This is a genomic window from Simplicispira sp. 125 (assembly GCF_003096555.1).
GTDB lineage: Bacteria > Pseudomonadota > Gammaproteobacteria > Burkholderiales > Burkholderiaceae_C > Simplicispira.
In genome coordinates, this window is sequence record NZ_QEKM01000001.1 from 3,078,885 (window position 1) to 3,102,844 (window position 23,960).

Below are 23,960 nucleotides of genomic sequence, written 5' to 3' on the forward strand. Positions count from 1 at the left end.
GTCCGGCACGGTGCCGACACAGAATCGGGATGATTACACTTGCCCGGTGCCCTAGCGCTCGTTCTTTCGCAGTGCAGCGCCCGCAGCCTCTACAGGATTCCTATGCAAGCCCTCAGCGTTAACGATTTTCTTCGCCAGCATATTCGCACTGTCCCCGACTGGCCCGCGCCAGGCGTGCAGTTCCGCGACATCACTCCCCTGTTGCAGGATCCCAAGGTGTTCCGCGTACTGATTGATGCTTTCGTACACCGCTATATGGACAAGACGGTTCGTCCCGATGTCGTTGCCGGGCTGGATGCGCGTGGTTTTATTCTTGGCGCGGTGGTGGCGTATGAACTCAACGTCGGCTTTATACCGATTCGCAAAAAAGGCAAGTTGCCATTCACCACAGTCGCTGAGACTTACGAACTGGAATACGGCAGCGCGACGGTCGAACTGCACACCGATGCCGTACGCAAGGGCGACCGCGTGCTGCTCATCGACGATTTGATCGCCACCGGGGGAACCATGATGGCGGGCAAGAAGTTGCTGGAGAAACTAGGCGCCGAGGTCATGGAAGGTGCCGCCATTGTCGATTTGCCCGAACTGGGCGGCTCCGCACGCCTGCGTGACAGCGGTTTATCGCTGTTCACGTTGGTCGATTTCGCTGGCCACTGAGTCGCGCCGGAGCGCGATCACTTATAGATCGCCGTACTGGGTTCCGCTGAGATCCTGTTGCCGGGAATCACTTTCGGGCATTTCAGTATCGGCAAAATCATTGTGCAGCAGAGGTGAAGAGCGCATGGGGCCCGAACGCACGGGCACGCCTGGAGCCGCCGTTGCTGCGGGCCGCCCGGCGGAAGCCAGTGCCTGCTTGAAGGCAGCCACTTCATCGGCCTCGATCGGGTCAAAGCGCGCTGGCTCTGCGCGAGGCGTTGGAACAACCGCCGCAACCGCCGCAACCGCCGCGGGTATCGCGGCACGCACCACTGGCGCGGCTGGGGCCACCGCTGGACTGCGGGCCGGGACCGCTGCCGGTGGTCTGGGTTGTGCAGCAACCGGCGCGCGGGCCGACGCCACGCCTTGCATAGGCACCCCCACTGCTACATGGTCGTTCAAACGCCAATAGACGGCGTTGACTGCGATGTCGTATCGCGTCTTGGCCGTCTGTGCGATCAAGGCCTCGATTTCGCTCAATCGGGCGGTATCACCACCGTATTCGCGTGTCAGATCCATCATCACCAGGAACTGGCGGCCCCGCTGATCCAGCGAAAGCACCTTGAATTTATAGCTGGCCGAAAGAACGGCTGCGCGTACCATGGCATCACGCACCACCGCATACAACAGTTCGCGCCGCTCCATGCGCTCGTTCTTGCGGTTGGCGGCATGTTCGGCGGGCACCGCTTGCGCGACAGGCCTGCCGTCACGCCCCGGCACCATCGGCACCGTGGCATCGGCGTTAAGCAGACCCGATGGCTCGGCCATGCGGGACTGGGCCGATGCGGGCTTGCGCGTGAACCAACTGAACAAGGACATGGTTTTCTTTCTTCGGTGAGCGCGGGAAATTTGCAAACGAGTGTAACTTGCGTCCTTGGTCCTGTGAGTTCGCTACCGCACTCGATTGTTTACGTCACCCTCCGTATGTCAGGTTGCTGCAACGCGGCGACGGCGATTCGCCAGGCGTTTGGCCATCACCCCCCCCACAGCCATCACCAAACTGAGGGCAATGGCGGGCTGGCGGTTGCTCAGTTCGCTAAACCGCAAGGCCGTCAGCGCCCACAACTTGCAGGCTGTGGCAGCCTGGACCGTGGCGCTGCGCGGACGCATCGAAAAGAAGGCCCCCTCGCCCACAACCGAACCGGCGGGCACGATGGCCATGCGCACCCGGGATTTTTCGTCCTCAAAGTGCACGCTCAGACTGCCGCTTTCGACCAGGTAGAGAGTTCGGTCCGCAGCACCCTGGTTGAACAATAGCTGGCCCGCAGCCAAGCTGTGGGGCTGCAGGTAAGGCGACAGGGCCTCCCATTGTTCGCTTTTGAGGGGGTTGGTCAGGCTGTCTTCGGCACTGGCCTGCGCAATGGCATTGACGAGTCCTTGAAGGTCTAATCTGGTCGGAGTAGGGATAGCTGCATTCATGATTCTGATGAAGCTATCCGTATTACGGGCCGCACACAAGCACTGTTTACCCCTGCTTACACAATCAGCAGAGGAACAACCGCCCTATTTGCCGATACAGAAACTGGAGAAGATGACCCCGAGCAAATCATCGGACGTGAATTCGCCCGTGATCTCGCCCAGGGAATTTTGCGCCAGGCGCAGTTCCTCGGCCAGCAGATCGAGCGCGGGTTCTCGTGCGTCCAGCTGCCCGGCTGCCGTTTCGAGATGCGCCTGCACGGCCTGCAGGGCTTGCACATGGCGAGCACGGGCGATGTAGACCCCCTCGGCCGACGACTGCCAACCTGCCACGGCCAGCAGGGCCTGTCGCAAGTCCTCCAGCCCCGTCCCCGTGCGCGCAGACACGCGAACACCCGATGCATCGGTGGCAACGCCGCTGCAATCGGTCTTGTTCCAGACATTGATGACGGGTACCGAGCCGGGCAACCTCGCGGCCATGGCCCGGGCAATGGCATCGTCGGCCAACTGGTAGTCGGGCAGGTTGCAGCGCGTAAGGTCGTGCAGAAAAAGCACCGCATCGGCACCTGCGATTTCGTTCCAGGCACGGGCGATACCGATGCGCTCCACCTCGTCCTGGCTTTCGCGCAGTCCAGCGGTGTCGATCACATGCAGCGGCACACCCTCGATCTGGATGGTTTGCTGCACCGTGTCGCGGGTCGTGCCGGCAATCGGGGTGACGATCGCCAGCTCGGCCCCGGCCAGCGCATTGAGCAGCGAGCTTTTGCCGGCGTTGGGCTGGCCCGCGATCACCACCTTGATACCTTCGCGGAGCAAAGCTCCTTGCCGGGCACGCTGCTGAATCTGCTGCAAGATATGCTCTAATTTTGAGAGCTGCCCGCGCGCGTCTGCCTTGCGCAAGAAGTCGATTTCTTCTTCAGGAAAATCCAGTGTGGCCTCGACCAGCATGCGCAGGTGAATCAGTGCATCGCGCAGCGCATGGATTTCCTGCGAGAAGGCCCCCGAGAGCGAGCGGCTGGCACTGCGGGCTGCGGCAGACGTCGAGGCATCGATCAGGTCGGCGATGGCCTCGGCCTGCGCCAGATCGATCTTGTCGTTGAGAAAAGCCCGTTCGGTGAACTCGCCCGGCTGGGCCACGCGCAGGCCAGGCAGAAGGGGCTGACCCGTAACGGGGTGCGCCTGGGCCGCGGCTTCCAGACAGCGGGCCAGCAGCAGCTGCAGCACCACGGGGCCACCATGGGCCTGCAGTTCCAGCACATCCTCGCCGGTATAGGAGTGGGGTGCCGGGAAATACAGGCCCAGGCCCTGGTCGATCGGCTGGCCTGCGGCGTCGCGGAAGGGCAGGTAGGTGGCCTCGCGCGGCTGCAAGCTGCGCCCGCAAAGCACCTCGACCAGTGCCGCGAGCCCCTTGCCCGAAATACGCACGATGCCCACGCCACCGCGCCCAGGGGCGGTGGCAATGGCGGCGATAGGGTCGTGATGGCGGGGCAGCATAAAACGCTCCTTAATCAGGAGCTGTCAGCGCTTGATAAGCCTCAAATTCAGATGGTTTTATATCTGAAAATCAATGGATTCAAGCGCAAGCAGCTTCTATTTCAATAGCACCCGCGTGCACTCTTACTTGAACTTAGGCAGGTTGAACTGCGGCGGCACGCCCATGCGGGTGTTGATGATCCACTGCTGGGCGATGGACAACAGGTTGTTCGTCAACCAATACAGCACCAGGCCGGCCGGGAAGAAGAAGAACATCACGCTGAACATCAGCGGCATCAGCCACATCATCTTGGCCTGCATCGGATCGGGCGGCGCGGGGTTCAGGGCCGTCTGGAGCAAGGTGCTGAGTGTCATCAGCACGGGCAGGATGAAGAACGGATCGGGGGCCGACAGGTCATGGATCCAACCCACCCACGGAGCGTTGCGCATCTCCACGCTGGAGAGCAGCACCCAGTAGAGAGCAATGAACACCGGAATCTGGATCATGATGGGGAAGCAACCGCCCATGGGGTTGACCTTCTCCTCGCGGTAGATGCGCATCATCTCCTGCTGCATCTGCTGCGGCTTGTCCTTGAGGCGCTCGCGCATCTCGGTGATCTTGGGGTTGATGGCCTTCATCTTGGCCATGCTGGCGTACGCCTTGGCGTTGAGCCAATAGAACATGATCTTGAGCAGCAGCACCAGGCCGACGATGGACCAACCCCAGTTGCCCAGGATCTTGTGCAGCTGGTCCAGCAACCAGTACAGAGGCTTGGACAAAATGGTGAGCCAACCATAATCCTTGACCAATTCCAGCCCTGGGGCCAGTTTTTCCATGGAGGTCTCGACCTGTGGGCCGACGAACAGGCGCGCGTCCAGCGTCTTGCTGGCGCCCGGTGCAATGCTGTCAAGCGCAGCGATCATGCCCACCGAGTACAGGTTGCTATCGACCTTGCGCGCGAAATTTTCACGTTTCTGGCCTTCGGGCAGCAGCCAGGCCGATGCGAAGTAGTGCTGCACCATGGCGACATAGCCACTGCTGCTTTCCTTCTCGAACTCAGCCTTGTTTTCTTCGATGGCCTTGAATTCGATCTTCTGGTATTTCTTTTCCTGGGTGAACACCGCAGGGCCCGTGAAGGTGGAATAGAACGACGATTCTCCAGGCGGCTTGTTGCCGTCGCGCACCAGCTGCAGGTACAACTTGGGCTCTACAGGGGCCGTGCCGGTGTTGACAACTTCATGCCGCACCGCGATGTCGTAGGCGCCGCGCTTGACCGTCCAGGTCTTCACGAGCTTGACGCCGCCGAGGTCGGGCGACTCGAAACGCACGCTCAGCTCTTGCGCTCCGTCCTTGAGCTCACGCTCGCCCGGAACCACATGCATCACCGTCTTGTGCGTAGGAAAGCCCCCGCCGATCAGACCCGTTTGGGCCATATAGACGCGCTGGGCGCTGTCGTCGAGCAGAACAAAATGCTTGCTGCGATCGACCAGGTCGACGTGCTGAAGCAGCTCGGCGTGGATGAGCGAACCGCCTTCGCTGTCAAAGCGCAGTTGCAGCACATCGGTGGTGACCTCAACTGGCTCACGGCGCACTGGAGCGGCAGCAACCGGTGCGACTTCGCCGGGCACGGCAGCGGCACCGGTCTGCACGGCTGTGGTGGCTGGAACAGAGGCTGCACCGCTTGCTGGCAGCGAGGCACCATTTTCAGCCGCAGGCGCGTTGGCCGTCACTGCCGGCCCTGGGAAGAAAAGCGCTTTGTGCCCGTTGTGCACCTGCCATTTGTCCCAGAGCAGGACCATGGAAAAGCCAAATATCACCCACAGGATGGTGCGCCGGATGTCGTTCATGGAGACTTCTTTGGTGAGGATGTAGAGGAGGCCGGTGCAATCAACCGGGAAAACAACCGTGTGGCGCGTGGCGCCTCCTGCGGCACCGGATCATGGCCCCCGTCACACCAGGGGTGGCAGCGCGCCAATCGGCCCAGCGTCAACCAGGCCCCCGCTGCTGCGCCATGCTGCTGCAGAGCCTGCAGCGAATACGCCGAACAGGTGGGCTCGAACCGACACGCCGAGCCCAGCCAGGGGCTGAGCAACAGCCGGTAGCCCTTGACCAGCATGACCAACAAACGCTGCATCATGCTGGCGCCTGCCCGGAAGGAAAGGGGCGCGCGGCCGCACGCTCGAACAGTTGGAGAAGTTCAGTCCGCACCGCTTGTTTGAGCACACAGGAACTGGCGCTGAAAAACTGCTTGCGGTCAAATGTGGCACGCAAGCGCACTACATGTGCATCGGGCGGCAGTTGCGGCTCCAAGGCCGCCGCTACGGCATAGATTTGCCGTTTGATGGCATTGCGCGTAACGGCCCGGCGGGCCCAGCGCTTGGGTACCATGGCCCCCAGCCAGACACCGGACACCCCAAACAAGGGGGGCGTACCCGGCGCAAGCGGTACACACGCAGACGCGCCCAGCACCAGACGGTGCAGGGCAAAGTGGGTGGTACGGGCCACAGTTTCACCGGCCATGGTGGCCTGGAATTGCGGGCGCGTTTTCAGCCGTTGCATGAATACGCCCCCGCTGGAGCCTGGTGGCGCAAACCGGAATGCGATCCGAGACCTGCAGGGCCTCAGACGGCCAGGCGCTTGCGGCCCTTGGCACGGCGGGCGTTGATGACGGCGCGACCACCACGGGTCTTCATGCGCACCAGGAAACCGTGGGTACGGGCGCGGCGCGTCTTGGAGGGTTGGTAAGTGCGTTTCATGGGAGTTCCTAGAGGTTTTCAGGGTAAAACGCGCCTTCTTCAGAACGGCGCGCACAATCTCATTGCCCTGAACACATTCAGGGAAACCGAAAATTATCGCAGGCTTATTCGATTGAAGCAATGCCGTCCAGCGAATTATCCCTTCAACCCACCCCCCGTTTACCCCTGGATATGCGCCCGCGACGTTGTGGATAACTCCTTGATAAGCTACAATCCGCAGCCTTTAACCGTTCCCTCTATCCACAACAAGAACCCCTGAAATGACAGAGGAACGCAACAGCGCACCCCCCCCCTCCCACAGTGACGACGCAGGCCAAGCCTTGTGGCAGGCCTGCACAGAGCAGCTCTCTCAAGATCTGCCAGCACAGCAGTACAACACCTGGATCAAACCCCTGACCGCCCAGGTGGCGGAGGACTTTTCCAGGGTCACGCTTTTTGTCCCCAACCGTTTCACGCTGGACTGGATCCGGGCACAGTACGCAGGCCGCATTGCCGCCGTGCTGGAGGCTTTGTACGGCCAGTCTGTCACACTGGAGTTAGCGCTCGCTCAGCGTGCAACGCCCGTCAGGTCATATGCACAGTCCAGTCAGCAATCCAGCGCCCCGCCCCAAGAGCCAGCGTCTGCAGCGCCCCCGGCCGACGATGGAAACCGGGGCCCACTGCGCAATCGATTGAACCCTGGGCTCACCTTTGACACCCTGGTGGAGGGCACGGCCAACCGCATGGCGCGGGCAGCTGCCATGCACGTGGCCAGCATGCCGGGGCACCTCTACAACCCGCTTTTCATCTACGGCGGCGTCGGTTTGGGCAAGACCCACCTGGTCCACGCAGTCGGCAACAAGCTGCTGGCCGACCAGCCGGATGCCAAAGTTCTCTACATCCATGCTGAACAATTTGTTTCGGATGTGGTTAAAGCCTACCAGCGCAAAACTTTTGATGAATTCAAGGAGCGCTACCACTCGCTCGATTTGCTGCTGATCGACGATGTGCAGTTCTTCGCCAACAAGGACCGCACGCAAGAAGAGTTCTTCAATGCCTTCGAAGCGCTGCTGGCCAAAAAAAGCCACATCGTGATGACCAGCGACACCTATCCCAAGGGTCTGGCCGACATCCACGAACGCCTGGTCTCGCGCTTTGATTCGGGCCTGACGGTGGCCATCGAGCCGCCCGAGCTGGAAATGCGCGTCGCGATCCTGATCAACAAGGCGCGCGCCGAAAACGTCGATATGCCCGAAGAGGTAGCGTTTTTCGTCGCCAAGAACGTGCGCTCGAACGTGCGCGAGCTCGAAGGTGCGCTGCGCAAGATCCTGGCGTATTCGCGCTTCAACCAGAAGGAAATCTCCATCCAGCTGGCCCGCGAAGCCCTGCGCGACCTGCTGTCCATCCAGAACCGGCAGATCAGCGTAGAGAACATCCAGAAGACGGTCGCCGACTATTACAAGATCAAGGTCGCCGACATGTACAGCAAGAAGCGCCCGGCCAGCATTGCTCGCCCGCGCCAGATTGCCATGTACCTGGCCAAGGAACTGACACAAAAGAGCCTGCCCGAGATTGGCGAGCTGTTTGGCGGGCGCGACCACACCACCGTGCTGCACGCTGTGCGCAAGATGGCCGCCGAGCGCCAGCAGCTGACCGAGTTGAACCAGCAATTGCACGTGCTGGAACAGACCCTTAAGGGCTGACCCCTTGCAGGTGGTGCAGTTACCGATGAGGAACGCCCCTGCAAAAGGGCAAAATGGCAAGTTGCGCAGCCGGGAGAGGCAATACCCATGCCGCTGTGCGCACACCATTCCAAAAAACACAAGAGGTTGACATGATCGTCCTGAAGGCAACACAAGACAAGGTACTCGCAGTTCTGCAATCCGTGGCGGGCATCGTGGAACGCCGGCACACACTGCCTATCCTGGCCAACGTGCTGATCCGCAAGACAGGCAATGCACTGCAACTGACCACCAGCGACCTTGAAGTGCAAATCCGCACCACGGCGGAACTGGGGGGAGACACGGGCGACTTCACCACCACGGTCAACGCCCGCAAGATCATTGACGTGCTACGCACCATGCCGGCCGACCAGACGGTGAGCCTGGAGACCAGCCAGGACAAGCTCATCCTCAAGGGAGGCAAGAGCCGCTTCACGCTGCAAACCCTGGCGGCCGAAGACTTTCCGCTGGTGCAAGAGGCCGCCAACTTTGGCCCCGCATTCAGCGTGCCGCAAAAAACACTCAAGCAGCTGCTGGGCCAAGTGGCCTTTGCCATGGCGGTGCAGGACATCCGCTATTACCTCAACGGCATCCTGTTCGTGGCCGAGGGCAACACGCTCTCGCTCGTGGCCACCGACGGCCACCGACTCGCATTTGCCAGAGCCACGCTGGATGTCGAAGTGCCCAAGCAGGAGGTCATCCTGCCACGCAAGACCGTGATTGAACTGCAACGCCTGCTCAGCGATGCCGACGGCGCGCTGGAAATGCGCTTTGCAGGCAACCAGGCCAAATTCAGCTTTGGCGCGCTGGAGTTTGTCACCAAGCTGGTGGAGGGCAAGTTCCCCGATTACAACCGCGTGATCCCCCAGAACCACAGCAACAGCATCACACTGGGCCGTGCGCCGCTGCTGGCCAGCCTGCAGCGTACGGCCATCATGACCAGCGACAAGTTCAAGGGCGTGCGCCTGAACCTCGAACCCGGCACCCTGCGCGTGGCCAGCAACAACGCCGAGCAGGAAGAGGCCGTGGACGAGCTCGACATCGACTATGGCGGCGACGCCATCGAGATCGGCTTCAACGTCACCTACCTCATCGACGCGCTGGCCAGCATGCAGCAAGAAATGGTGAAGATTTCACTGGCCGATGGCAATAGCTCGGCGCTGCTGACACTGCCCGACACCGACAACTTCAAGTACGTCGTCATGCCCATGCGCATTTGACGATTACTATTAATTTAATAGCTTATAGCGCCCGTATTCATTGCGTTAGAGCCATTTTATCTCTATTTATATTTCTGGAAACAACCCCGTTTCCCCCGACAGCCAAGGCCGACCATGACCGCTGAGAACCACCTGCCCGAATCCGAAGATCTGGGCAACGGCGCCCCCGAGGCGCACAAGATCGATGCCCATCAGGCAGGCGCCAGCGAAGGCTACGGCGAGGGCGCCATCACCATCCTCGAAGGCCTGGAAGCCGTGCGCAAACGCCCCGGCATGTACATCGGCGACACGTCGGACGGCACCGGCCTGCACCACCTCGTTTTTGAGGTGGTCGACAACTCCATCGACGAAGCCTTGGCCGGCCACTGCGACGACATCGTGGTCACCATCCATTCAGACAACTCCATCAGCGTGACCGACAACGGCCGTGGCATTCCCACGGGCGTGAAGATGGACGACAAACACGAACCCAAACGCAGCGCCTCAGAAATCGCTTTGACCGAGCTGCACGCCGGTGGCAAGTTCAACCAGAACAGCTACAAGGTCTCGGGCGGTCTACACGGTGTGGGTGTGTCGTGCGTGAATGCCTTGTCCAAAATGCTGCGTCTCACGGTGCGCCGCGAAGGCAAAGTGCACACGCTGGAGTTCAGCCGTGGCTTCGTGCAGAACCGGATTGTCGAGACGGTGGACGGCGTCGAAATTTCGCCCATGAAGATCACCGGCGATACGGAGAAGCGCGGCACCGAGGTGCACTTCCTGCCCGACACCGAAATCTTCAAGGAAAACAATGATTTCCACTACGAGATCCTGGCCAAGCGCCTGCGCGAACTCTCGTTCCTGAACAACGGTGTGCGCATTCGCCTCAAGGACGAGCGCACCGGCAAGGAAGACGACTTCTCCGGCGCTGGTGGCGTGCGCGGCTTCGTCGAGTTCATCAACAAGGGCAAGACGGTGTTGCACCCCAACTCGTTTTATGCCGCGGGTCAGCGCCCCGCCGAAACCTATGGCGGTATTGCCGGCACGCACATTGGCGTGGAAGTGGCCATGCAGTGGAACAGCGGCTACAGCGAGCAGGTGCTCTGCTTCACCAACAATATTCCGCAGCGTGACGGCGGCACCCACCTGACCGGTCTGCGCGCCGCGATGACCCGCGTCATCAACAAGTACATCGACGAAAACGACTTTGCCAAGAAGGCCAAGGTGGAAGTGACCGGCGACGACATGCGCGAAGGCCTGTGCTGCGTGCTGAGTGTGAAGGTGCCCGAGCCCAAGTTCAGCAGCCAGACCAAGGACAAGCTCGTGTCGAGCGAAGTGCGCGCGCCGGTGGAAGACATCGTGGGCAAACTGCTCAGCGACTACCTGCAAGAGCGCCCCGCCGACGCAAAAATCATCTGCGGCAAGATTGTCGAAGCGGCCCGCGCCCGCGAAGCCGCCCGCAAAGCCCGTGAAATGACACGCCGCAAAGGCGTACTCGACGGCATGGGCCTGCCCGGCAAGCTGGCCGACTGCCAGGAGAAAGACCCGGCGATGTGCGAGATCTACATCGTCGAGGGCGACTCCGCCGGGGGCTCGGCCAAGCAGGGCCGCGACCGTAAGTTCCAGGCCATCCTGCCGCTGCGCGGCAAGATCCTGAACGTGGAAAAGGCGCGCTACGAAAAGCTGCTGACCAGCAATGAAATCCTCACGCTGATCACCGCCCTGGGCACCGGCATCGGCAAGGCCGGCGGCAGCACCGGCAACGACGACTTCGACGTCGCCAAGCTGCGCTACCACCGCATCATCATCATGACCGACGCCGACGTGGACGGCGCGCACATCCGCACCCTGCTGCTCACTTTCTTCTACCGCCAAATGCCCGAGCTGGTCGAGCGCGGCCACATCTACATCGCCCAGCCGCCGCTCTACAAGGTCAAGGCCGGCAAAGAAGAGCTGTACCTCAAGGACGCCCCGGCGCTCGACAGCTTCCTGCTGCGCATCGCCCTCAAGGACGCCAGCGTAACCACCGGCGGCGCCAACGCGCAAACCCTGGCGGGCGAGACCCTGGCCGAACTGGCGCGCAAGCACCAGGTGGCGGAACAGGTCATTGCGCGCCTCTCGGGCTTCATGGACTTCGAGGCCCTGCGCGCCGTGGCCGACGGCGTGGCGCTGAACCTCGAAACCATGCAGGATGCAGAAACCAGCGCCGCACTGCTACAGACCCGGCTGCGCGAACTCTCCGCCACCGGCATCCCCGCCGAAGTGGCTGCCGAGTTCGACGCCCGCACCGACAAGCCCCTGCTGCGCATCAGCCGCCGCCACCACGGCAACGTCAAGAGCAGCGTCATCACGCAGGACTTCGTCAACGGCGCCGACTACGCCGCCCTGGCCGAAGCCGCCAACACGTTCCGTGGCCTGCTGGGCGAAGGCTCACGGGTGCTGCGCGGCGAAGGCGAGCGCCAGAAGGAAGAAAAGGTCACCGACTTCCGCCAGGCCATGGCATGGCTCATCTCTGAAGCCGAACGCACCACCAGCCGCCAACGCTACAAGGGGCTGGGCGAAATGAACCCAGCGCAACTCTGGGAAACCACTATGGACCCCAACGTCCGCCGCCTGCTGCGCGTGCAAATCGACGATGCGATTGAAGCCGACCGGGTGTTCACGATGCTCATGGGCGACGAAGTAGAGCCGCGCCGAGAATTTATTGAGAAAAATGCGCTGCGGGCGGGCAATATTGACGTTTGATCTGCCAAATAACAGAAAAAGTGCAAACTTTGCAAAATTAAGGCAAAAGCATTGCCCGAGAAAATGAAAAGGCGCTCAATCTGAGCGCTTTTTCATTTGGAAAAATATGTGCGGGCCGAGTAACTTCGGGAACCTAAACAGATCAACCGCTGGTATATCCCAGACATGCTACGCGCTGGCTTACTGGAACGAATGGGTGGCCGGAAAGTTTTATAGACCTTTCTTGGATGAGTTTCTGTGGAGCATTCGTTCATTTATCATTCGCGTTCATTCGCAATGAACATGGCATACAAATGAACAACAGCGGCATTCTCACCAAGGCGATTGAGGCCACAAGCCCCCCTCTGAACTGGGAGGTTCTTGAAGAAGAGGCTCTTTCATCACCGGGCGATGCGGATGCGATCCTGGCACTACGCCTTAAGGAAGGCCCAGCTCACCGGTTCGCGGTGGAAGTAAAAACCGTTGTGCGTATTGAAACCCTGAGAGCACAGGTGGCCCGTAGTTCAACAATCTCTCGTCACCCGAGTTGGCTTGTTGTTGTTCCTTACATGTCGAAGAAAAATGCCGCCCTTTGCCAAGAGGCCGGGTTGAACTTCATAGACACCGCAGGAAACGCCTTCATCGACGTTCCCGGTTGTTATGTCTTTATCACGGGCAAGCAAAGGTCTGAACAAGAGCCCGTTGGATCTGGCCATGAGGTCATGGGGTCTGCAAGCGCCTTGCGGGTCATCTTCACTTTGCTGACTGAACCCAACATGCCGGAAAGCCCGCTACGCGACATTGCGACAAAGGCGGGGGTCTCACTTGGCTCCGCAGCAAAGGCTATGGAAGGCCTTCGACGCCTGGGCCACTTGAGCCCCGGCGACACCAAAAGCCGCAGACTTCTCGCCGTTGACACCCTGCGAACGGAGTGGGCTCGCAATTACCCCATCGCACTGCGCAACAAGCTCATGCCTCAACGGTACACACCGAAAAATGGAGGGTGGTGGAAGGATGCCAAGCTGCAGCCGGAAGAAGCGGCTTGGGGGGGCGAGGTGGCCGCCGCGCTCAAAACCTCCTATCTCCAGCCCGAGCTGGCCACCATCTACTGCTGGAAGGACCGAGGAAGGCTGTTGATGCAGCATCGCCTGCGGCCCGATCCCAACGGCACGGTTGAAATCCTCGACGCCTTCTGGACACCTCCCAGTTCCAGCGCTGAGCCCATCGCACCTTTGCTGCTGATCTACGCGGACCTCATGACCAGCCTGGATGGCCGCAATCGCGAGGTGGCAAGCCTGCTGAGAAAAGAGATCTTCGATGCTGAAACGGCTTCCTGACCGCGACATAGACCCTGCCCTGCGCGCGATCCTGGAACAGGCGCGCAGCGCCACCGAAGCTCTGGAAATCCCGCTCTTTGTGGGCGGCGCCATGGCTCGTGACATCACCTTGACCCACGTCTTCGGGCAAGAGGTGAAACGCGCAACACGCGACGTGGACCTCGGGCTCTACCTTGACGGCTGGGACCGCTTTCAGCGCCTGAAGAATGCGCTGGTTCTCACGGGCTTGTTCCACGCTGTGGATGGCAAGCCCCACCGGCTGCACTATGGATCTCCAAAAGGCATCCCTCTGGATCTGATCCTGTTTGGCCGGATAGAGCACCCTGCGGGCGAGATTGCGTGGCCACCAGGCAATGACGTGGTGCTCAACGTAGCAGGCTTCGAGGACGCGTTTCGTAGTGCGCTGGTGGTAGACCTCGGTGGGGGGCTGGTCATCAAGACATGTGCACTTCCGTCACTGGCTGTGCTCAAACTCATTGCATGGCAGGACCGTCGGAAATTTTCCAACAAAGACGCCACCGATCTGTTGTTCATCGCACAGAACTACACCGCCGCTGACAACATGGATCGGCTCTACGAAAGGGAGTCGAAGCTGATGGAAGCCGCCGACTACAACCCTGAATTGGCAGGTGCCTACTTGCTTGGCAAGGATGCCGCTTTGCAGTCGGGAAACGACACAGCGGCTATCGCCAAAGCCATCCTTGAAAACGAGGTGCTGCAAAAGGAGCTGATCGACCAGATCGTCCGCGCGAAAGCGGTATCGCACAGCCGCGAAGACGAGCAGAGGTATACCCAGTATCTGAAAGGTTTCAGCACGAGCTTCCTCAAGCAGCTGGGTGAGCTCGGTCAGTAACGGGTACACGCGACTCGGCATCGGTCATGTGATTTGCCATCGTGTATGTCCTCCCGCTCAAAAAGTGTTGAATACTTGGCGCAAGCCATTGGAACATCTCCGGCTTCGCCCCATGTCCACCCTCAACCAGCAGCGCACCCACCAATACATCGCCGCCCGCCAGCAGCACCCGGCGTGGCTGCTGCTGGCCTCGCGGAGGGCGCCGCTGGTGCTCAGTTGCCTCGATGCACTGTTCGAGCACCAGCGCGATGGTGTGCCATTCGATGCTGCCGTGCAGGCGCTGGCGGACATGCTGGCGGTGCACGCGAATGAGGTGGACTTTGAAATCGACAGCACCGACACCCTGAGCCAGGCCCGCCGCGAGGTGCGCGAGTGGATACGGCGCGGGCTGGTAGTGGAGCGCGAGGGGCGGGTGTTTGAGACCGATGCGCTCAAGACGGCGCTGCGCTTCATCGCGCAGCTCGACGGGCGCATGATGACCTCCACCGCGTCGCGCCTGGCCGTGGTGCAGCGCGAGATTGACAACCTGGCCGCCGCGCTCAACCCCGACCCGCAAAGCCGCACCGAGCATTTGCAGCGCCGCATGGCGGACCTGCAGCAACAGCTTGACGACGTGCAGGCGGGCCGCATCACTGCGCTGACGGCGGAGCAGGCCGTGGAAGGCATTCGCGAGGTGTATGCGCTGTCGGTCAGTCTGCGGGCGGACTTTCGGCGGGTGGAGGATTCGTGGCGCGAGGCCGACCGTGCGCTGCGCGAGGCCATCATCAGTGCTCGCCACCACCGGGGCGCGGTGATGGACCAGCTGCTGGACGGCCACGCCAACTTGCTCAACACGCAAGAGGGCCGCGTGTTCGACAGCTTTCACCAACAGCTGTCCAACCAAACCGAGCTGACCGAGATGCGCCAGCGCATCCGCCAGATCCTGGCGCACCCGGCAACAGACCATGCGCTCGATGGCCTGCAGCGCAGCACGCTGCACCTGCTGGTGCAGCAGCTCATCAAAGAGGCCAAGGTGGTGCAGGCCGTGCGCGCGCGCAGCGAGCGCGAGGTCAGCCAGTTCATGAAAACCGGCCAGGCGGCCGAGAACCAGCGTGTGGGCCAGTTGCTCAACGACGTGCTGGAGCAGGCCCTGCGCATTGACTGGCAGCGCCAGGCCGTGCGCCGCCAGAGCGCACCGCTACCGCCGCTGGGCGTGGCGCTGGGCGGCGTGCCATTGGTGGAGCGCCTGCGCGCCAAGTCGCTGGACGGCGGCGAGCAGGCCGCGCTGCTGCTGACCACCGAATACGCCGACCTGGGCCAAATGGACGGCGAGTTCTGGCAGGCGTTTGAAGGGCTGGACCGTGACGCGCTGGTGCAGCGCACCTTGCAAACGCTGGCGGACCGGGGCCAACCGATGACCTTGGCCGAGCTGGCCGCCGCGCTGCCCCCGGGCGAGCACGACCTGGAGACCTTTGCGCTGTGGCTGGCCATGGCGCGCGAGGCGGGGGTGGAGCTGCAGCCGGGCGAAGAGCAGATCGACACACAGGATGGCGATCAGCATTGGCGCTTCACGGTGCCGCAGGTCGCGCTGGATGGCGCGCAACTGGCGCACAGGGAATGGGAGCTGTGATGGCGCAAGGACAAGAGCCAGATATTTTTGACCGCATGGCCGCGCAGGCGGTGGACCAACAGGCTCCACCGCCACTATCAAAAGAGGAGCTGCCCGCGCTTGCTGAAAGCCCGCCTGCAGCACAAAACCCTTCAAAAACCCCGCCCAACGTGCGCCAGGCGCTACAGTTTTTGCTAGCGCATGGCTGGCTGGAATCGGCAGCCAAACCCAAGCTGTTCGGCCTGATCGCCGCGCAAACCACGCTGCTCGATGCCCTGCTGGAGCCCCTGGACTTGCGCGTGGTGGTGGACGATGTGCGCGGCCTGGCCTTTTTGGCCGTGGTGCCCGACTACGCGGGCGACGACGCCGACGAAAGCGAGCAGGACGACTGGACGCACCCGCTGATGAAGCGCCAGCGGCTGACGCTGGAGCAGTCGCTGCTGCTGGCGATTTTGCGGCGCGAGTTTTTGCAGCGCGAGCAAGAAAGCGGCACTGGCGCGGTGGTGCGCATCACCGTAGACAGCCTGCTGCCGCAGCTCGAAACCTACCTCGGGGCCACCGGCAGCGACATGCAAGAGCGCAAGCGCCTGGGCCAGTTGCTGGAGAACCTGCGCACGCACGGCATGGTGACCGAGGTGGATGCGCAAGACTGCATCACCATCCGCCCCATGATCGTGCACCTGCTCAACCCCGAGAACCTGCAAACGCTGCTGCTGCGCCTGCGCGAAGTGGCCGAAGGCGGCGCAGGCCAGGTGGAGGGCACGCCATGAGCGCTGACGCCTCCTTCATCCTGCAAGAGCTGCACCTGTACAACTGGGGCGCGTTCGCGGGCCGCCACCAGGTGGCGATTGACCCCGGCAACACCGCCATCATCGGCCCCACGGGCAGCGGCAAGACCACGCTGGTCGATGCGCTGATGACGCTGCTGTGCGCCAGCCCGCGCTACAACCTGGCCTCCACCGGCGGGCACGAGAGCGACCGCGACCTGGTGAGCTATGTGCGCGGCGCCAGCGGCCAGGGCAACGACAGCGGCGACCACATTGCGCGGGCCGGGCGCTGCGCCACCGGCGTGGCTGCGCGGCTGGTGCGCGAGGGCGCGGCGGGGCAGGAATCCGTCTGGCTGGGCGCACTGCTGTGGTTTGACGGCAGCAGCCAATCCGCCGCCGACATGCAAAAGCGCTGGTTCTTTGCACAAGGCGAGGGCCACAGCCTGGACCTGTGGCTGGAAGAGCAGCACAGCGGCGGCGCCAAGGCACTGACGCGCCTGGCCAAGGACAGCGACGGCCTGCAGATGTTCAGCAGCAAGGCGCCCTACCTGGCCAAGCTGCACAGCTTTTTTGAAGTGGGGCCCAATGCCTTCACGCTGCTCAACCGCGCAGCGGGCCTCAAGCAGCTCAACAGCATTGACGAGATCTTCCGCGAGCTGGTGCTGGACGACCACTCGGCCTTTGACGACGCGCAAAAGGTGGTCGATGGCTTTGCCGAGCTGGCCTCCATCCACGCCGACCTGGAGCTGGCGAACGCGCAGTATGTGTCGCTGCTGCCGCTGCGCGACCTGGCCGCGCGCGAGCAGCAGCAGGCCCAGCACCTGGCGCACTTGCAGGCACTGCAGCAGCAACTGCCCCCCTGGTTTGCCGCGCAGGGCGTGCAATGGTGGGGCCAGCGCGTGGCGCAGCTGCAGGCGCAGATCGCGGCGCGGGGGGATGCCCTGCAGGCCGCGCAAGCGCAGGTTCACCACGCCCGCCAGCGCGAGCAGGACTTGCACGGCCTGTACCTGCAAGCGGGCGGCGCCAACATCGACGTGCTGCGCGAGAACATTGAGCATGCACGCAAGGAGCTGGCGCGCATCCAGGGCCAGCTGGCGCAATACCAAACGGTGGTGCGCAACCTGGGGCTGGGCGAGCACGCGGGCGCGGACGACCTGGGCCACCACCAGGCCCAGGCACAAGCGGCGATGGAACAGATCGACGCCCGCCAGGCCGAACTGCAAGCCAGCGCCGAACACGCCATCGCCCAGGCCCACAACGCCCATACCCGCCTGAGCGAGACCCAGGCCGAATACGACGCCGTGCGCCAGCGCCCCGGCTCCAACCTGCCGATGGAGTTCCAGCGCTTTCGCACCGAGCTGGCCGAGCATCTGGGCTTGCCCGAAACCGACCTGCCCTTTGCCGCCGAGCTGGTGGAGGTGCGCAAGGCAGAACAGGCGTGGCGCGGCGCGATTGAACGCGCGCTGGGCAGCCACCGCCTGCGCATTTTGGTGCCCCACGCGGCCATGCACGCCGCGCTGCAATGGGTGAACCAGCGGCACAACCGGTTGCATGTGCGCCTGCTGGAAGTGCGCGATGCCACGCCTGCCGCGTTCCTAGCCGACGGCTTTGCGCGCAAGCTCAACCTGAAACCCGCCGCCCCCACCGCGCACCTGAACACCCTGCGCCAGCTGCTGCACGGCCTGGACCGCCACTGCGTGCCCGATGTGGAAACCCTGGAGCGCACGCCCCACGCCATGACGGTGCAGGGGCTGATGTCCAGCCAATCCGGCCACTTCGACAAGCAAGACCAAAAACGGCTGGACCAGGACTGGATGACGGGGTTTGACAACCGCGACCGGCTCGCGCATTTGCTACAACAAAAGGAGCTGCTCGCGCTTGACTATCAGGCGCTGGAGGCCAAAAAGACCCAAATCCTGGCCACCCAACGCCAGGCACAGGAGCAGCGCCAGCTGTGGGCGGCCCTGCAAGCGCTGCGCCGCGACGACCTGGACACTGCGGCTGCCGAGGCGCAGTTGCAGCACAAAGCGCAGCAACTGCAGGCGCTGCTGCACCCCGAATCGGACACCGCACAGGCCCAGCAGCGCTGGGAGGCCGCGCAGGCCGACACGCGCACGGCAGAGGAACAACTGCGCCATTTGCAAACGGCGCAGACGCAGGACGACACCTTGCGGGCCGCCGCACAGAAGCGGCACGGCGCGTACCAGGCGCGCAGCGTGGATGCACTCGGGGTGGACGAAGGCTTGGCCGCAGACTTTGCGGCGGCGTTGGCCCGCACCGGCCACCGCCTGCCCCCGCTCGATGGCGACAACCTCGAAGCGCAAGAGCGCGATGCCAGCGCCACCGTGCAAGCCAAAACCGCTGAGGCCAGCAAAAAGCTGAACACCCTGCACACCGACATCGTGCGCCAAATGGGCAAGGCCAAGGCCGAAGACCGGGGCGCACTGGCCGACCATGCGCAAGAGGTGGACGCGCTGCCCCACTACCTGCAGCGCCTGCAGGTGCTGGAGGAAGAAGCCCTGCCGCACAAGCGCCAGCGGTTTCAGGAATACCTCAACAACACCTCGCAACAGGGCGTGGACACCTTGCTCAACGGCATCGCCGCACAGGTGGCCGACATTGAAGAGCGCATTGCCCAGCTCAACGACACGCTGCAGCGCGTGGACTTTCAGCCCGGCCGCTACCTGCAGCTGGAGCCGCGTGCCGTCGTCCACCAAAGCCTGCAAGAGCTCAACCGCGCACAGGCCCAGTTGCGCACCGAAAGCCTGCGCGACGATGGCGGCCAAAGCCACTACCGGGCGCTGCGAGCCATCGTGGAGATGCTGCAAACCCACGCCAGCAACCGCCGCAGCAAGGCCGCGCAGGCGCTGCTGGACGCCCGCTACCGCCTGCAGTTTGCCGTGCTGGTGCTGGACCGCAGCAGCGGCCAGATGCTGGAGCGGCGCACCGGATCGCAAGGCGGCAGCGGGGGCGAGAAGGAGATCATCGCCAGCTACGTGCTCACCGCGTCGCTGAGCTACGCGCTGTGCCCGGGCGGTGCCAGCCGCCCGGTGTTTGGCACCATCGTGCTGGACGAGGCCTTCTCCAAAAGCTCGCAGGCCGTGGCGGCGCGCATCATTCAGGCGCTGCGCGAGTTTGGCCTGCACGCGCTGTTCGTCACCCCCAACAAGGAAGTGCGCCTGCTGCGCAACCACACGCGCAGCGCCGTGGTGGTGCACCGGCGCGGCGCGCAGGCCACGCTGGCGTCGCTGCGCTGGGAGGAGATTGACGCATTCAGAAAAGCACCCCCTGGGTCGCCTGCGGCGCCGGTTTCAACGGTGGCGGGCGATGCGCTGGACGATGCATCACCGGCATGAAATCACCCCAAACCCTGGCGGCCAAACTGGCCCAGCAATGGCACAGCGCCGATTGGCGTGAGCGCCAGCTTTTGGGCGGTAGCGCGGCATGGCCGCTGACACTTTCCATCGGCCAACCCGACTCCGCCGTCTTCATCCGTGACGCCGCCGCACTGCGCAGCCATCTGCAGCAGTGGCGCGCGGTGGAGCAGCACGGCCTGGGCAACGTGGGCAACGTGCAATGGCAAGAGCGGCGCTACCGTGGCAGCAGCGACGCCATCGCCGTGCCCACGCACTGGCAGCTGGCCAAGCCCTCGCAGTGCGTGGCGGCCATCGGCCATTTCAAGGTGCCGGGGCACGCACAGGTCAAAAGCGACTATGCCCGGCTCAGCGCCCTCATTGCGGGGGTAGAGCGCCCCGGCTTTCAGCGCCTGCTGGTGCGCCGCCTGGTGCAGTGGCGCGACACGCCCACCGAAGCCGTTATCGCCGCCGCACGCATGGCGCTGCAACTGGAGCCCGGCTGCGCCCAAGGCAAACCCCTGCGCGCCTTGGCCGTGCAGGGCAACGACAGCAAGTTCTGCGAGCGCCACGCCAGCCTGCTCACCGCCCTGCTGGACGAGCGCTTTGACGGCGAGGCCAGCCGCCAGGGGCTGGTCGGCTTTTTGGGCGCGCTGCCCGAGGACGACCACTGGCTGCTCATCGCCCCGCTGGCCCCTGGCCTGCTGCCCTTTGCCCGCCAGCGCGTGCGCGCCAGCGAGCTGCTGACCACACCGCTGCCCGCCCGCCGCATCTTGCTGGTCGAGAACGAATGCAGCCTGCACCAGTTGCCGCAACCCGTGCCGGACACCATCGCCGTGCTGGGCGCGGGCTTGAACCTGGGCTGGCTCGCAGCGCCCTGGCTGCAGGGGCGCAGCGTGGCCTACTGGGGTGACCTGGACACCTGGGGGCTGCACATGCTCGCCATCGCGCGTGGCCATGTGCCGCAACTGCGGGCGCTGCTGATGGACGCAGCCACCTTCAACGCCCACCAGCCACTGGCCGTGGCCGAGCCGGTGCACGCGCCCGCATCCGCCTGTGGCGCGTTGGGGCCCGATGACGCAGCGCTGGACAGTCACCTGCGCGCGCAGGACAAAGGGCGGCTGGAGCAGGAGTTTTTGCCCACAGACGCCGTACACCTCGCCGTGCGCGCCTGGATGGATGAAGATAGCCACGTCTTCACCTGAATCCAAAACTGCAAAATAGTGCCTTCACAATGACGTCGGGAAAAAATCGTTCTTATTTCTGCCCTTCTTGGCTCTGCCAAGGTTGCCTTCGACCATCATCAGCCCATTCAAACGCAAGCCTGAAAAGACCAATGACCAAGAGTTTCTGGCTGTAGCACACACGCTTTGCCACAAAGGCTCCGTCACGGAGCCTTTGTTGTTTTCATCTTCTGCCCGCGCTCCCGCGCAACCCTTTTTCTTTCTGAAAGCCAACCCATCGTGACCTGGCAAGAATTCAAACAACAGTACCTTGTGCGCTTCTGGTCGCCTGTTCCAGCCGTGATTGCGGCCGGCGTGCTCTCGGCCTATTACTTTGGCCTGACCGGTACCTTCTGGGCCGTCACGGGCGAGTTCACGCGATGGGGTGGGCATGCACTGCAGTTTGCGGGCGTGGACCTGTCGAACTGGGGGTACTTCAAGATCATCGGCCTGCAAGGCACGCCACTGACACGCATCGACGGGGTGATGATCATCGGCATGTTTGTCGGCTGCTTTTCGGCGGCGCTGTGGGCCAATAACGTCAAGCTGCGCCACCCCACGCACCGCATCCGGGTGTTCCAGGCGCTGGCGGGCGGCATCATTGCGGGCTTTGGCGCGCGCCTGGCCATGGGCTGCAATCTCGCGGCGTTCTTCACGGGCATTCCGCAGTTTTCGCTGCACGCCTGGTTTTTTGCCATTGCCACAGCCATCGGCTCGCTGGCCGGGGCCAAGGTCAGTCTGCTGCCCGCCTTTCGCATCCCCGTGAAGCTGCAGAAGGTGTCGGCACCGCAGCCGCTGTCGGCGCACCAGGCGCAAGCCAAAAAACGGTTTCGCATCGGCATGGCGCTGTTTCTGGGCTTCATGGTCTGGGCTGTGGCCAAGATGTTCGATGCGCCCAAGCTGGGCATTGCGGCCCTGTTTGGCCTGGCCTTTGGCCTGATCATCGAACGCGCCCAGGTGTGTTTCACCTCGGCGTTTCGTGATCTGTGGATCACCGGGCGCACGCAGATGGCCAAGGCCATCATCGCCGGCATGGCCGTGAGCACCATTGGCGTGTACAGCTATGTGCAACTGGGGCTGGACCCGAAGATTTTCTGGGCCGGCCCGAACGCCGTCATCGGCGGGCTGCTGTTTGGCTTTGGCATCGTGCTGGCCGGTGGCTGCGAAACCGGCTGGATGTACCGCGCGGTCGAAGGCCAGGTGCACTACTGGTGGGTGGGCCTGGGCAATGTCATCGGCTCGACGCTGCTGGCGCTGGTGTGGGACGACCTGGCGCCCGCCATTGCCGTCAACTACGACAAAATCAACCTGCTCAAGAGCCTGGGACCGCAAGGCGGCCTGCTCGCCACTTATGTGATGTTAGGCCTGTCGTTGGCGTTGGTCATCTGGTGGGAAAAGCACTTTTTTGCCCAAAAGGCACGCCAGAACGCCGCGCCCGCGAAACGGCAAAATGCCCTCTGAAAGACCCCCCATGAGCACCAGCCCCTACGTTCCCGACTTTCGCCTCGACATGATCGGCGAGCCCTGTCCCTACCCAGCCGTCGCCACGCTCGAAGCCATGCCCCAGCTCGCGCCCGGCCAGATTCTGGAGGTGGTCTCAGACTGCCCGCAGTCGATCAACAACATTCCGATCGACGCCAAAAACCACGGCTACGAAGTGCTGGAGATCCAGCAGGATGGGCCCACCATCCGTTATCTGATTCGCCGCTAAAACACATTCCCGCCACGAAATTCCCGGGCAGAGCACAGTGATCATCGCCGATGGGGCGCAGCCATAACCTGCTCCCCATCAACCGTACCCGCCTGAACTGGGTGGCGTCCGGCAAGAACAGGGGCGCCAGTCGCTACCGATGCCTGGCATCGTTTGGCACGCCCATCAGCCCAAGGCCAGTTCTTCCAGACAGGGTTGCTGCGCCTGCCGCAGCAAATGTGCCAGCGGATGGAGGGCAGCCGCCAGGCCGTTGCGCCGGGCGTCCAGCGCCAGCGCGGTAAACCCGGCAGTGATGTCCCAGCGCTGTGCCGCCTGGCCAAACAGGCGCTGCGCCACCTCCGCCAGTGCGGCGCCGAAGGCTTGTGACGGAGGTACCGCTATATGCAGGCCTGCGCGGTCGATGATGCTGAAGGCGATGGTCCAGCCGGTGCCGTGCATCAGGCCCGCCAGATACGCATCGAAAACGGCCTGGCCTGCGCGGCCGGACAGGATCGCGGTGTGCCGCGCCAGCGCTTCCGAGTAGTCCCCAATGCGCTTGCCCGCACGCGCGCTGAGCGGACCGGGCACGGCCTGGAAAATAGGCTTGAGCACCACACGGGCGATCACCGTCTGCAGGCCCTGCAGGCCAATCCGTTCGATGGCCTGCTCCAGATTGGCCACGCTGCCCTGCGCCCGATAGTGCGAGCTACTGGCGAGGCGCATGACTTCTGCCGCCAGCACCGCGTCCTTGCCAATGCGCTCGGCAATCGCTGCCGTCGGCAGTTCTGTCTGGCGCACCAGGGCGATCAGCTGGGGAATCAGCGCCGCAGCGCGCGGTAGCAGGTTATCCGTGAGCTCGGGTTTTGCCAGTGTTTTGGCAATCGCATCCAGCGCGCTGCGCTCGATAGGCGTCATTGGCGTGTCGGTCAATGTCTCGCAGCCCAACAGCCAGGGCAAAACCTGTTGCGTATCTGATCTCTGTGCGTCTTCCAGCGGTTTCTCGTCCACGGGCTCGATGCGAGCCGATGTCGCGATCGGCGTTGCCGCGCCGGGCTTTTGCGCAGCATTGCCGCGTCCAGGCATCAGCCATGACAACCAGCTCATGTCAAACCCATCGCGTCGAATCGGCATACAGGCGGCGGAACCAGGCAATCAATCGACATGGAGAGTGCTTTCGTCATGGCGCG

Annotated in this window: 20 protein-coding genes; 12 read left to right on the forward strand and 8 right to left on the reverse strand. The window is 63.0% G+C overall.

Features of this window, described 5'->3' with window-relative positions:
• Positions 1 to 102: 102 nt before the first annotated feature.
• Complete coding sequence (locus C8D04_RS14385; RefSeq protein ID WP_116005468.1) at positions 103 to 657, forward strand: adenine phosphoribosyltransferase; 555 nt, start codon at positions 103 to 105, stop codon at positions 655 to 657.
• Positions 658 to 678: 21 nt separating this feature from the next.
• On the opposite strand, the gene C8D04_RS14390 is transcribed toward C8D04_RS14385, so the two are convergent.
• From C8D04_RS14390 to rpmH, 7 genes are all read right to left on the reverse strand, one after another.
• A complete protein-coding gene (locus C8D04_RS14390; RefSeq protein WP_116005469.1) occupies positions 679 to 1,515 on the reverse strand; it encodes a hypothetical protein in 837 nt (278 codons plus the stop codon).
• Between the two features lie 108 nt (positions 1,516 to 1,623).
• Entirely contained in the window at positions 1,624 to 2,115 is a 492-nt protein-coding gene (locus C8D04_RS14395; protein ID WP_116005470.1) for a cyclic nucleotide-binding domain-containing protein, read from the reverse strand.
• Between the two features lie 84 nt (positions 2,116 to 2,199).
• Positions 2,200 to 3,606 carry a tRNA uridine-5-carboxymethylaminomethyl(34) synthesis GTPase MnmE gene (gene mnmE, locus C8D04_RS14400; RefSeq protein ID WP_116005471.1) on the reverse strand — a complete coding sequence of 469 codons (1,407 nt, stop codon included), beginning with the start codon at positions 3,604 to 3,606 and terminating at the stop codon, positions 2,200 to 2,202.
• 123 nt (positions 3,607 to 3,729) lie between these two features.
• Positions 3,730 to 5,433: a membrane protein insertase YidC gene (gene yidC / locus C8D04_RS14405; protein WP_116005472.1), complete on the reverse strand. Its 1,704-nt coding sequence runs from the start codon at positions 5,431 to 5,433 to the stop codon at positions 3,730 to 3,732.
• Complete coding sequence (yidD, locus tag C8D04_RS14410; protein WP_116005473.1) at positions 5,430 to 5,723, reverse strand: membrane protein insertion efficiency factor YidD; 294 nt, start codon at positions 5,721 to 5,723, stop codon at positions 5,430 to 5,432. Before yidD ends, yidC begins: the two co-directional genes overlap by 4 nt.
• Positions 5,720 to 6,145 (reverse strand): ribonuclease P protein component, encoded by a 426-nt coding sequence (locus tag C8D04_RS14415; protein WP_116005474.1) that lies wholly within the window; start codon positions 6,143 to 6,145, stop codon positions 5,720 to 5,722. The genes yidD and C8D04_RS14415 overlap by 4 nt, the downstream gene beginning before the upstream one ends.
• Before the next feature lie 62 nt (positions 6,146 to 6,207).
• On the reverse strand, positions 6,208 to 6,342 hold the full coding sequence (gene rpmH / locus C8D04_RS14420; protein ID WP_005798102.1) for a 50S ribosomal protein L34: 135 nt from the start codon (positions 6,340 to 6,342) through the stop codon (positions 6,208 to 6,210).
• A 260-nt stretch (positions 6,343 to 6,602) separates the two neighbouring features.
• Here rpmH and dnaA point away from each other — a divergent pair, with 260 nt between their 5' ends.
• The 11 genes from dnaA (at position 6,603) to yedF (ending at position 22,794) form a co-directional block, all read left to right on the forward strand.
• Positions 6,603 to 8,024, forward strand: a complete 1,422-nt coding sequence (gene dnaA / locus C8D04_RS14425) for a chromosomal replication initiator protein DnaA (RefSeq protein ID WP_116005475.1) — start codon at positions 6,603 to 6,605, stop codon at positions 8,022 to 8,024.
• Between the two features lie 131 nt (positions 8,025 to 8,155).
• On the forward strand, positions 8,156 to 9,262 hold the full coding sequence (gene dnaN / locus C8D04_RS14430; RefSeq protein ID WP_116005476.1) for a DNA polymerase III subunit beta: 1,107 nt from the start codon (positions 8,156 to 8,158) through the stop codon (positions 9,260 to 9,262).
• Between the two features lie 114 nt (positions 9,263 to 9,376).
• Complete coding sequence (gene gyrB / locus C8D04_RS14435) at positions 9,377 to 11,983, forward strand: DNA topoisomerase (ATP-hydrolyzing) subunit B (protein ID WP_116005477.1); 2,607 nt, start codon at positions 9,377 to 9,379, stop codon at positions 11,981 to 11,983.
• 293 nt (positions 11,984 to 12,276) lie between these two features.
• Positions 12,277 to 13,299, forward strand: coding sequence for a type IV toxin-antitoxin system AbiEi family antitoxin (locus tag C8D04_RS14440; protein ID WP_158550316.1), 1,023 nt, complete (start codon positions 12,277 to 12,279; stop codon positions 13,297 to 13,299).
• On the forward strand, positions 13,280 to 14,152 hold the full coding sequence (locus tag C8D04_RS14445; RefSeq protein ID WP_116005479.1) for a nucleotidyl transferase AbiEii/AbiGii toxin family protein: 873 nt from the start codon (positions 13,280 to 13,282) through the stop codon (positions 14,150 to 14,152). The genes C8D04_RS14440 and C8D04_RS14445 overlap by 20 nt, the downstream gene beginning before the upstream one ends.
• Before the next feature lie 112 nt (positions 14,153 to 14,264).
• Positions 14,265 to 15,761: a DUF3375 domain-containing protein gene (locus C8D04_RS14450; protein WP_116005480.1), complete on the forward strand. Its 1,497-nt coding sequence runs from the start codon at positions 14,265 to 14,267 to the stop codon at positions 15,759 to 15,761.
• Positions 15,761 to 16,510: a DUF4194 domain-containing protein gene (locus C8D04_RS14455; protein ID WP_199563009.1), complete on the forward strand. Its 750-nt coding sequence runs from the start codon at positions 15,761 to 15,763 to the stop codon at positions 16,508 to 16,510. Before C8D04_RS14450 ends, C8D04_RS14455 begins: the two co-directional genes overlap by 1 nt.
• Complete coding sequence (locus tag C8D04_RS14460; protein ID WP_116005481.1) at positions 16,507 to 19,863, forward strand: ATP-binding protein; 3,357 nt, start codon at positions 16,507 to 16,509, stop codon at positions 19,861 to 19,863. The genes C8D04_RS14455 and C8D04_RS14460 overlap by 4 nt, the downstream gene beginning before the upstream one ends.
• On the forward strand, positions 19,860 to 21,065 hold the full coding sequence (locus C8D04_RS14465; protein WP_116005482.1) for a Wadjet anti-phage system protein JetD domain-containing protein: 1,206 nt from the start codon (positions 19,860 to 19,862) through the stop codon (positions 21,063 to 21,065). The genes C8D04_RS14460 and C8D04_RS14465 overlap by 4 nt, the downstream gene beginning before the upstream one ends.
• Positions 21,066 to 21,323: 258 nt before the next feature.
• Complete coding sequence (gene yedE / locus C8D04_RS14475) at positions 21,324 to 22,544, forward strand: selenium metabolism membrane protein YedE/FdhT (RefSeq protein ID WP_116005484.1); 1,221 nt, start codon at positions 21,324 to 21,326, stop codon at positions 22,542 to 22,544.
• 10 nt (positions 22,545 to 22,554) lie between these two features.
• The gene (gene yedF, locus C8D04_RS14480; protein WP_116005485.1) at positions 22,555 to 22,794 is read left to right on the forward strand and encodes a sulfurtransferase-like selenium metabolism protein YedF; all 240 of its coding nucleotides are present in this window, start codon (positions 22,555 to 22,557) and stop codon (positions 22,792 to 22,794) included.
• Positions 22,795 to 22,959: 165 nt separating this feature from the next.
• On the opposite strand, the gene C8D04_RS14485 is transcribed toward yedF, so the two are convergent.
• Positions 22,960 to 23,877 carry an HDOD domain-containing protein gene (locus C8D04_RS14485; protein ID WP_158550317.1) on the reverse strand — a complete coding sequence of 306 codons (918 nt, stop codon included), beginning with the start codon at positions 23,875 to 23,877 and terminating at the stop codon, positions 22,960 to 22,962.
• Between the last annotated feature and the right edge of the window lie 83 nt (positions 23,878 to 23,960).

Excerpts from the sequence above, each read along its gene's own strand:
- C8D04_RS14455 (WP_199563009.1), top strand. The coding sequence starts at position 15,761 with ATGGCGCAAGGACAAGAGCCAGATATTTTTGACCGCATGGCCGCGCAG.
- C8D04_RS14385 (WP_116005468.1), top strand. The coding sequence starts at position 103 with ATGCAAGCCCTCAGCGTTAACGATTTTCTTCGCCAGCATATTCGCACT.
- yidD (WP_116005473.1), bottom strand. The coding sequence starts at position 5,723 with ATGATGCAGCGTTTGTTGGTCATGCTGGTCAAGGGCTACCGGCTGTTG.
- C8D04_RS14445 (WP_116005479.1), top strand. The coding sequence starts at position 13,280 with ATGCTGAAACGGCTTCCTGACCGCGACATAGACCCTGCCCTGCGCGCG.
- dnaA (WP_116005475.1), top strand. The coding sequence starts at position 6,603 with ATGACAGAGGAACGCAACAGCGCACCCCCCCCCTCCCACAGTGACGAC.
- dnaN (WP_116005476.1), top strand. The coding sequence starts at position 8,156 with ATGATCGTCCTGAAGGCAACACAAGACAAGGTACTCGCAGTTCTGCAA.
- yedF (WP_116005485.1), top strand. The coding sequence starts at position 22,555 with ATGAGCACCAGCCCCTACGTTCCCGACTTTCGCCTCGACATGATCGGC.
- gyrB (WP_116005477.1), top strand. The coding sequence starts at position 9,377 with ATGACCGCTGAGAACCACCTGCCCGAATCCGAAGATCTGGGCAACGGC.
- C8D04_RS14450 (WP_116005480.1), top strand. The coding sequence starts at position 14,265 with ATGTCCACCCTCAACCAGCAGCGCACCCACCAATACATCGCCGCCCGC.
- C8D04_RS14465 (WP_116005482.1), top strand. The coding sequence starts at position 19,860 with ATGAAATCACCCCAAACCCTGGCGGCCAAACTGGCCCAGCAATGGCAC.
- rpmH (WP_005798102.1), bottom strand. The coding sequence starts at position 6,342 with ATGAAACGCACTTACCAACCCTCCAAGACGCGCCGCGCCCGTACCCAC.
- C8D04_RS14485 (WP_158550317.1), bottom strand. The coding sequence starts at position 23,877 with ATGAGCTGGTTGTCATGGCTGATGCCTGGACGCGGCAATGCTGCGCAA.
- C8D04_RS14440 (WP_158550316.1), top strand. The coding sequence starts at position 12,277 with ATGAACAACAGCGGCATTCTCACCAAGGCGATTGAGGCCACAAGCCCC.
- mnmE (WP_116005471.1), bottom strand. The coding sequence starts at position 3,606 with ATGCTGCCCCGCCATCACGACCCTATCGCCGCCATTGCCACCGCCCCT.
- yidC (WP_116005472.1), bottom strand. The coding sequence starts at position 5,433 with ATGAACGACATCCGGCGCACCATCCTGTGGGTGATATTTGGCTTTTCC.
- C8D04_RS14460 (WP_116005481.1), top strand. The coding sequence starts at position 16,507 with ATGAGCGCTGACGCCTCCTTCATCCTGCAAGAGCTGCACCTGTACAAC.
- C8D04_RS14390 (WP_116005469.1), bottom strand. The coding sequence starts at position 1,515 with ATGTCCTTGTTCAGTTGGTTCACGCGCAAGCCCGCATCGGCCCAGTCC.
- C8D04_RS14415 (WP_116005474.1), bottom strand. The coding sequence starts at position 6,145 with ATGCAACGGCTGAAAACGCGCCCGCAATTCCAGGCCACCATGGCCGGT.
- C8D04_RS14395 (WP_116005470.1), bottom strand. The coding sequence starts at position 2,115 with ATGAATGCAGCTATCCCTACTCCGACCAGATTAGACCTTCAAGGACTC.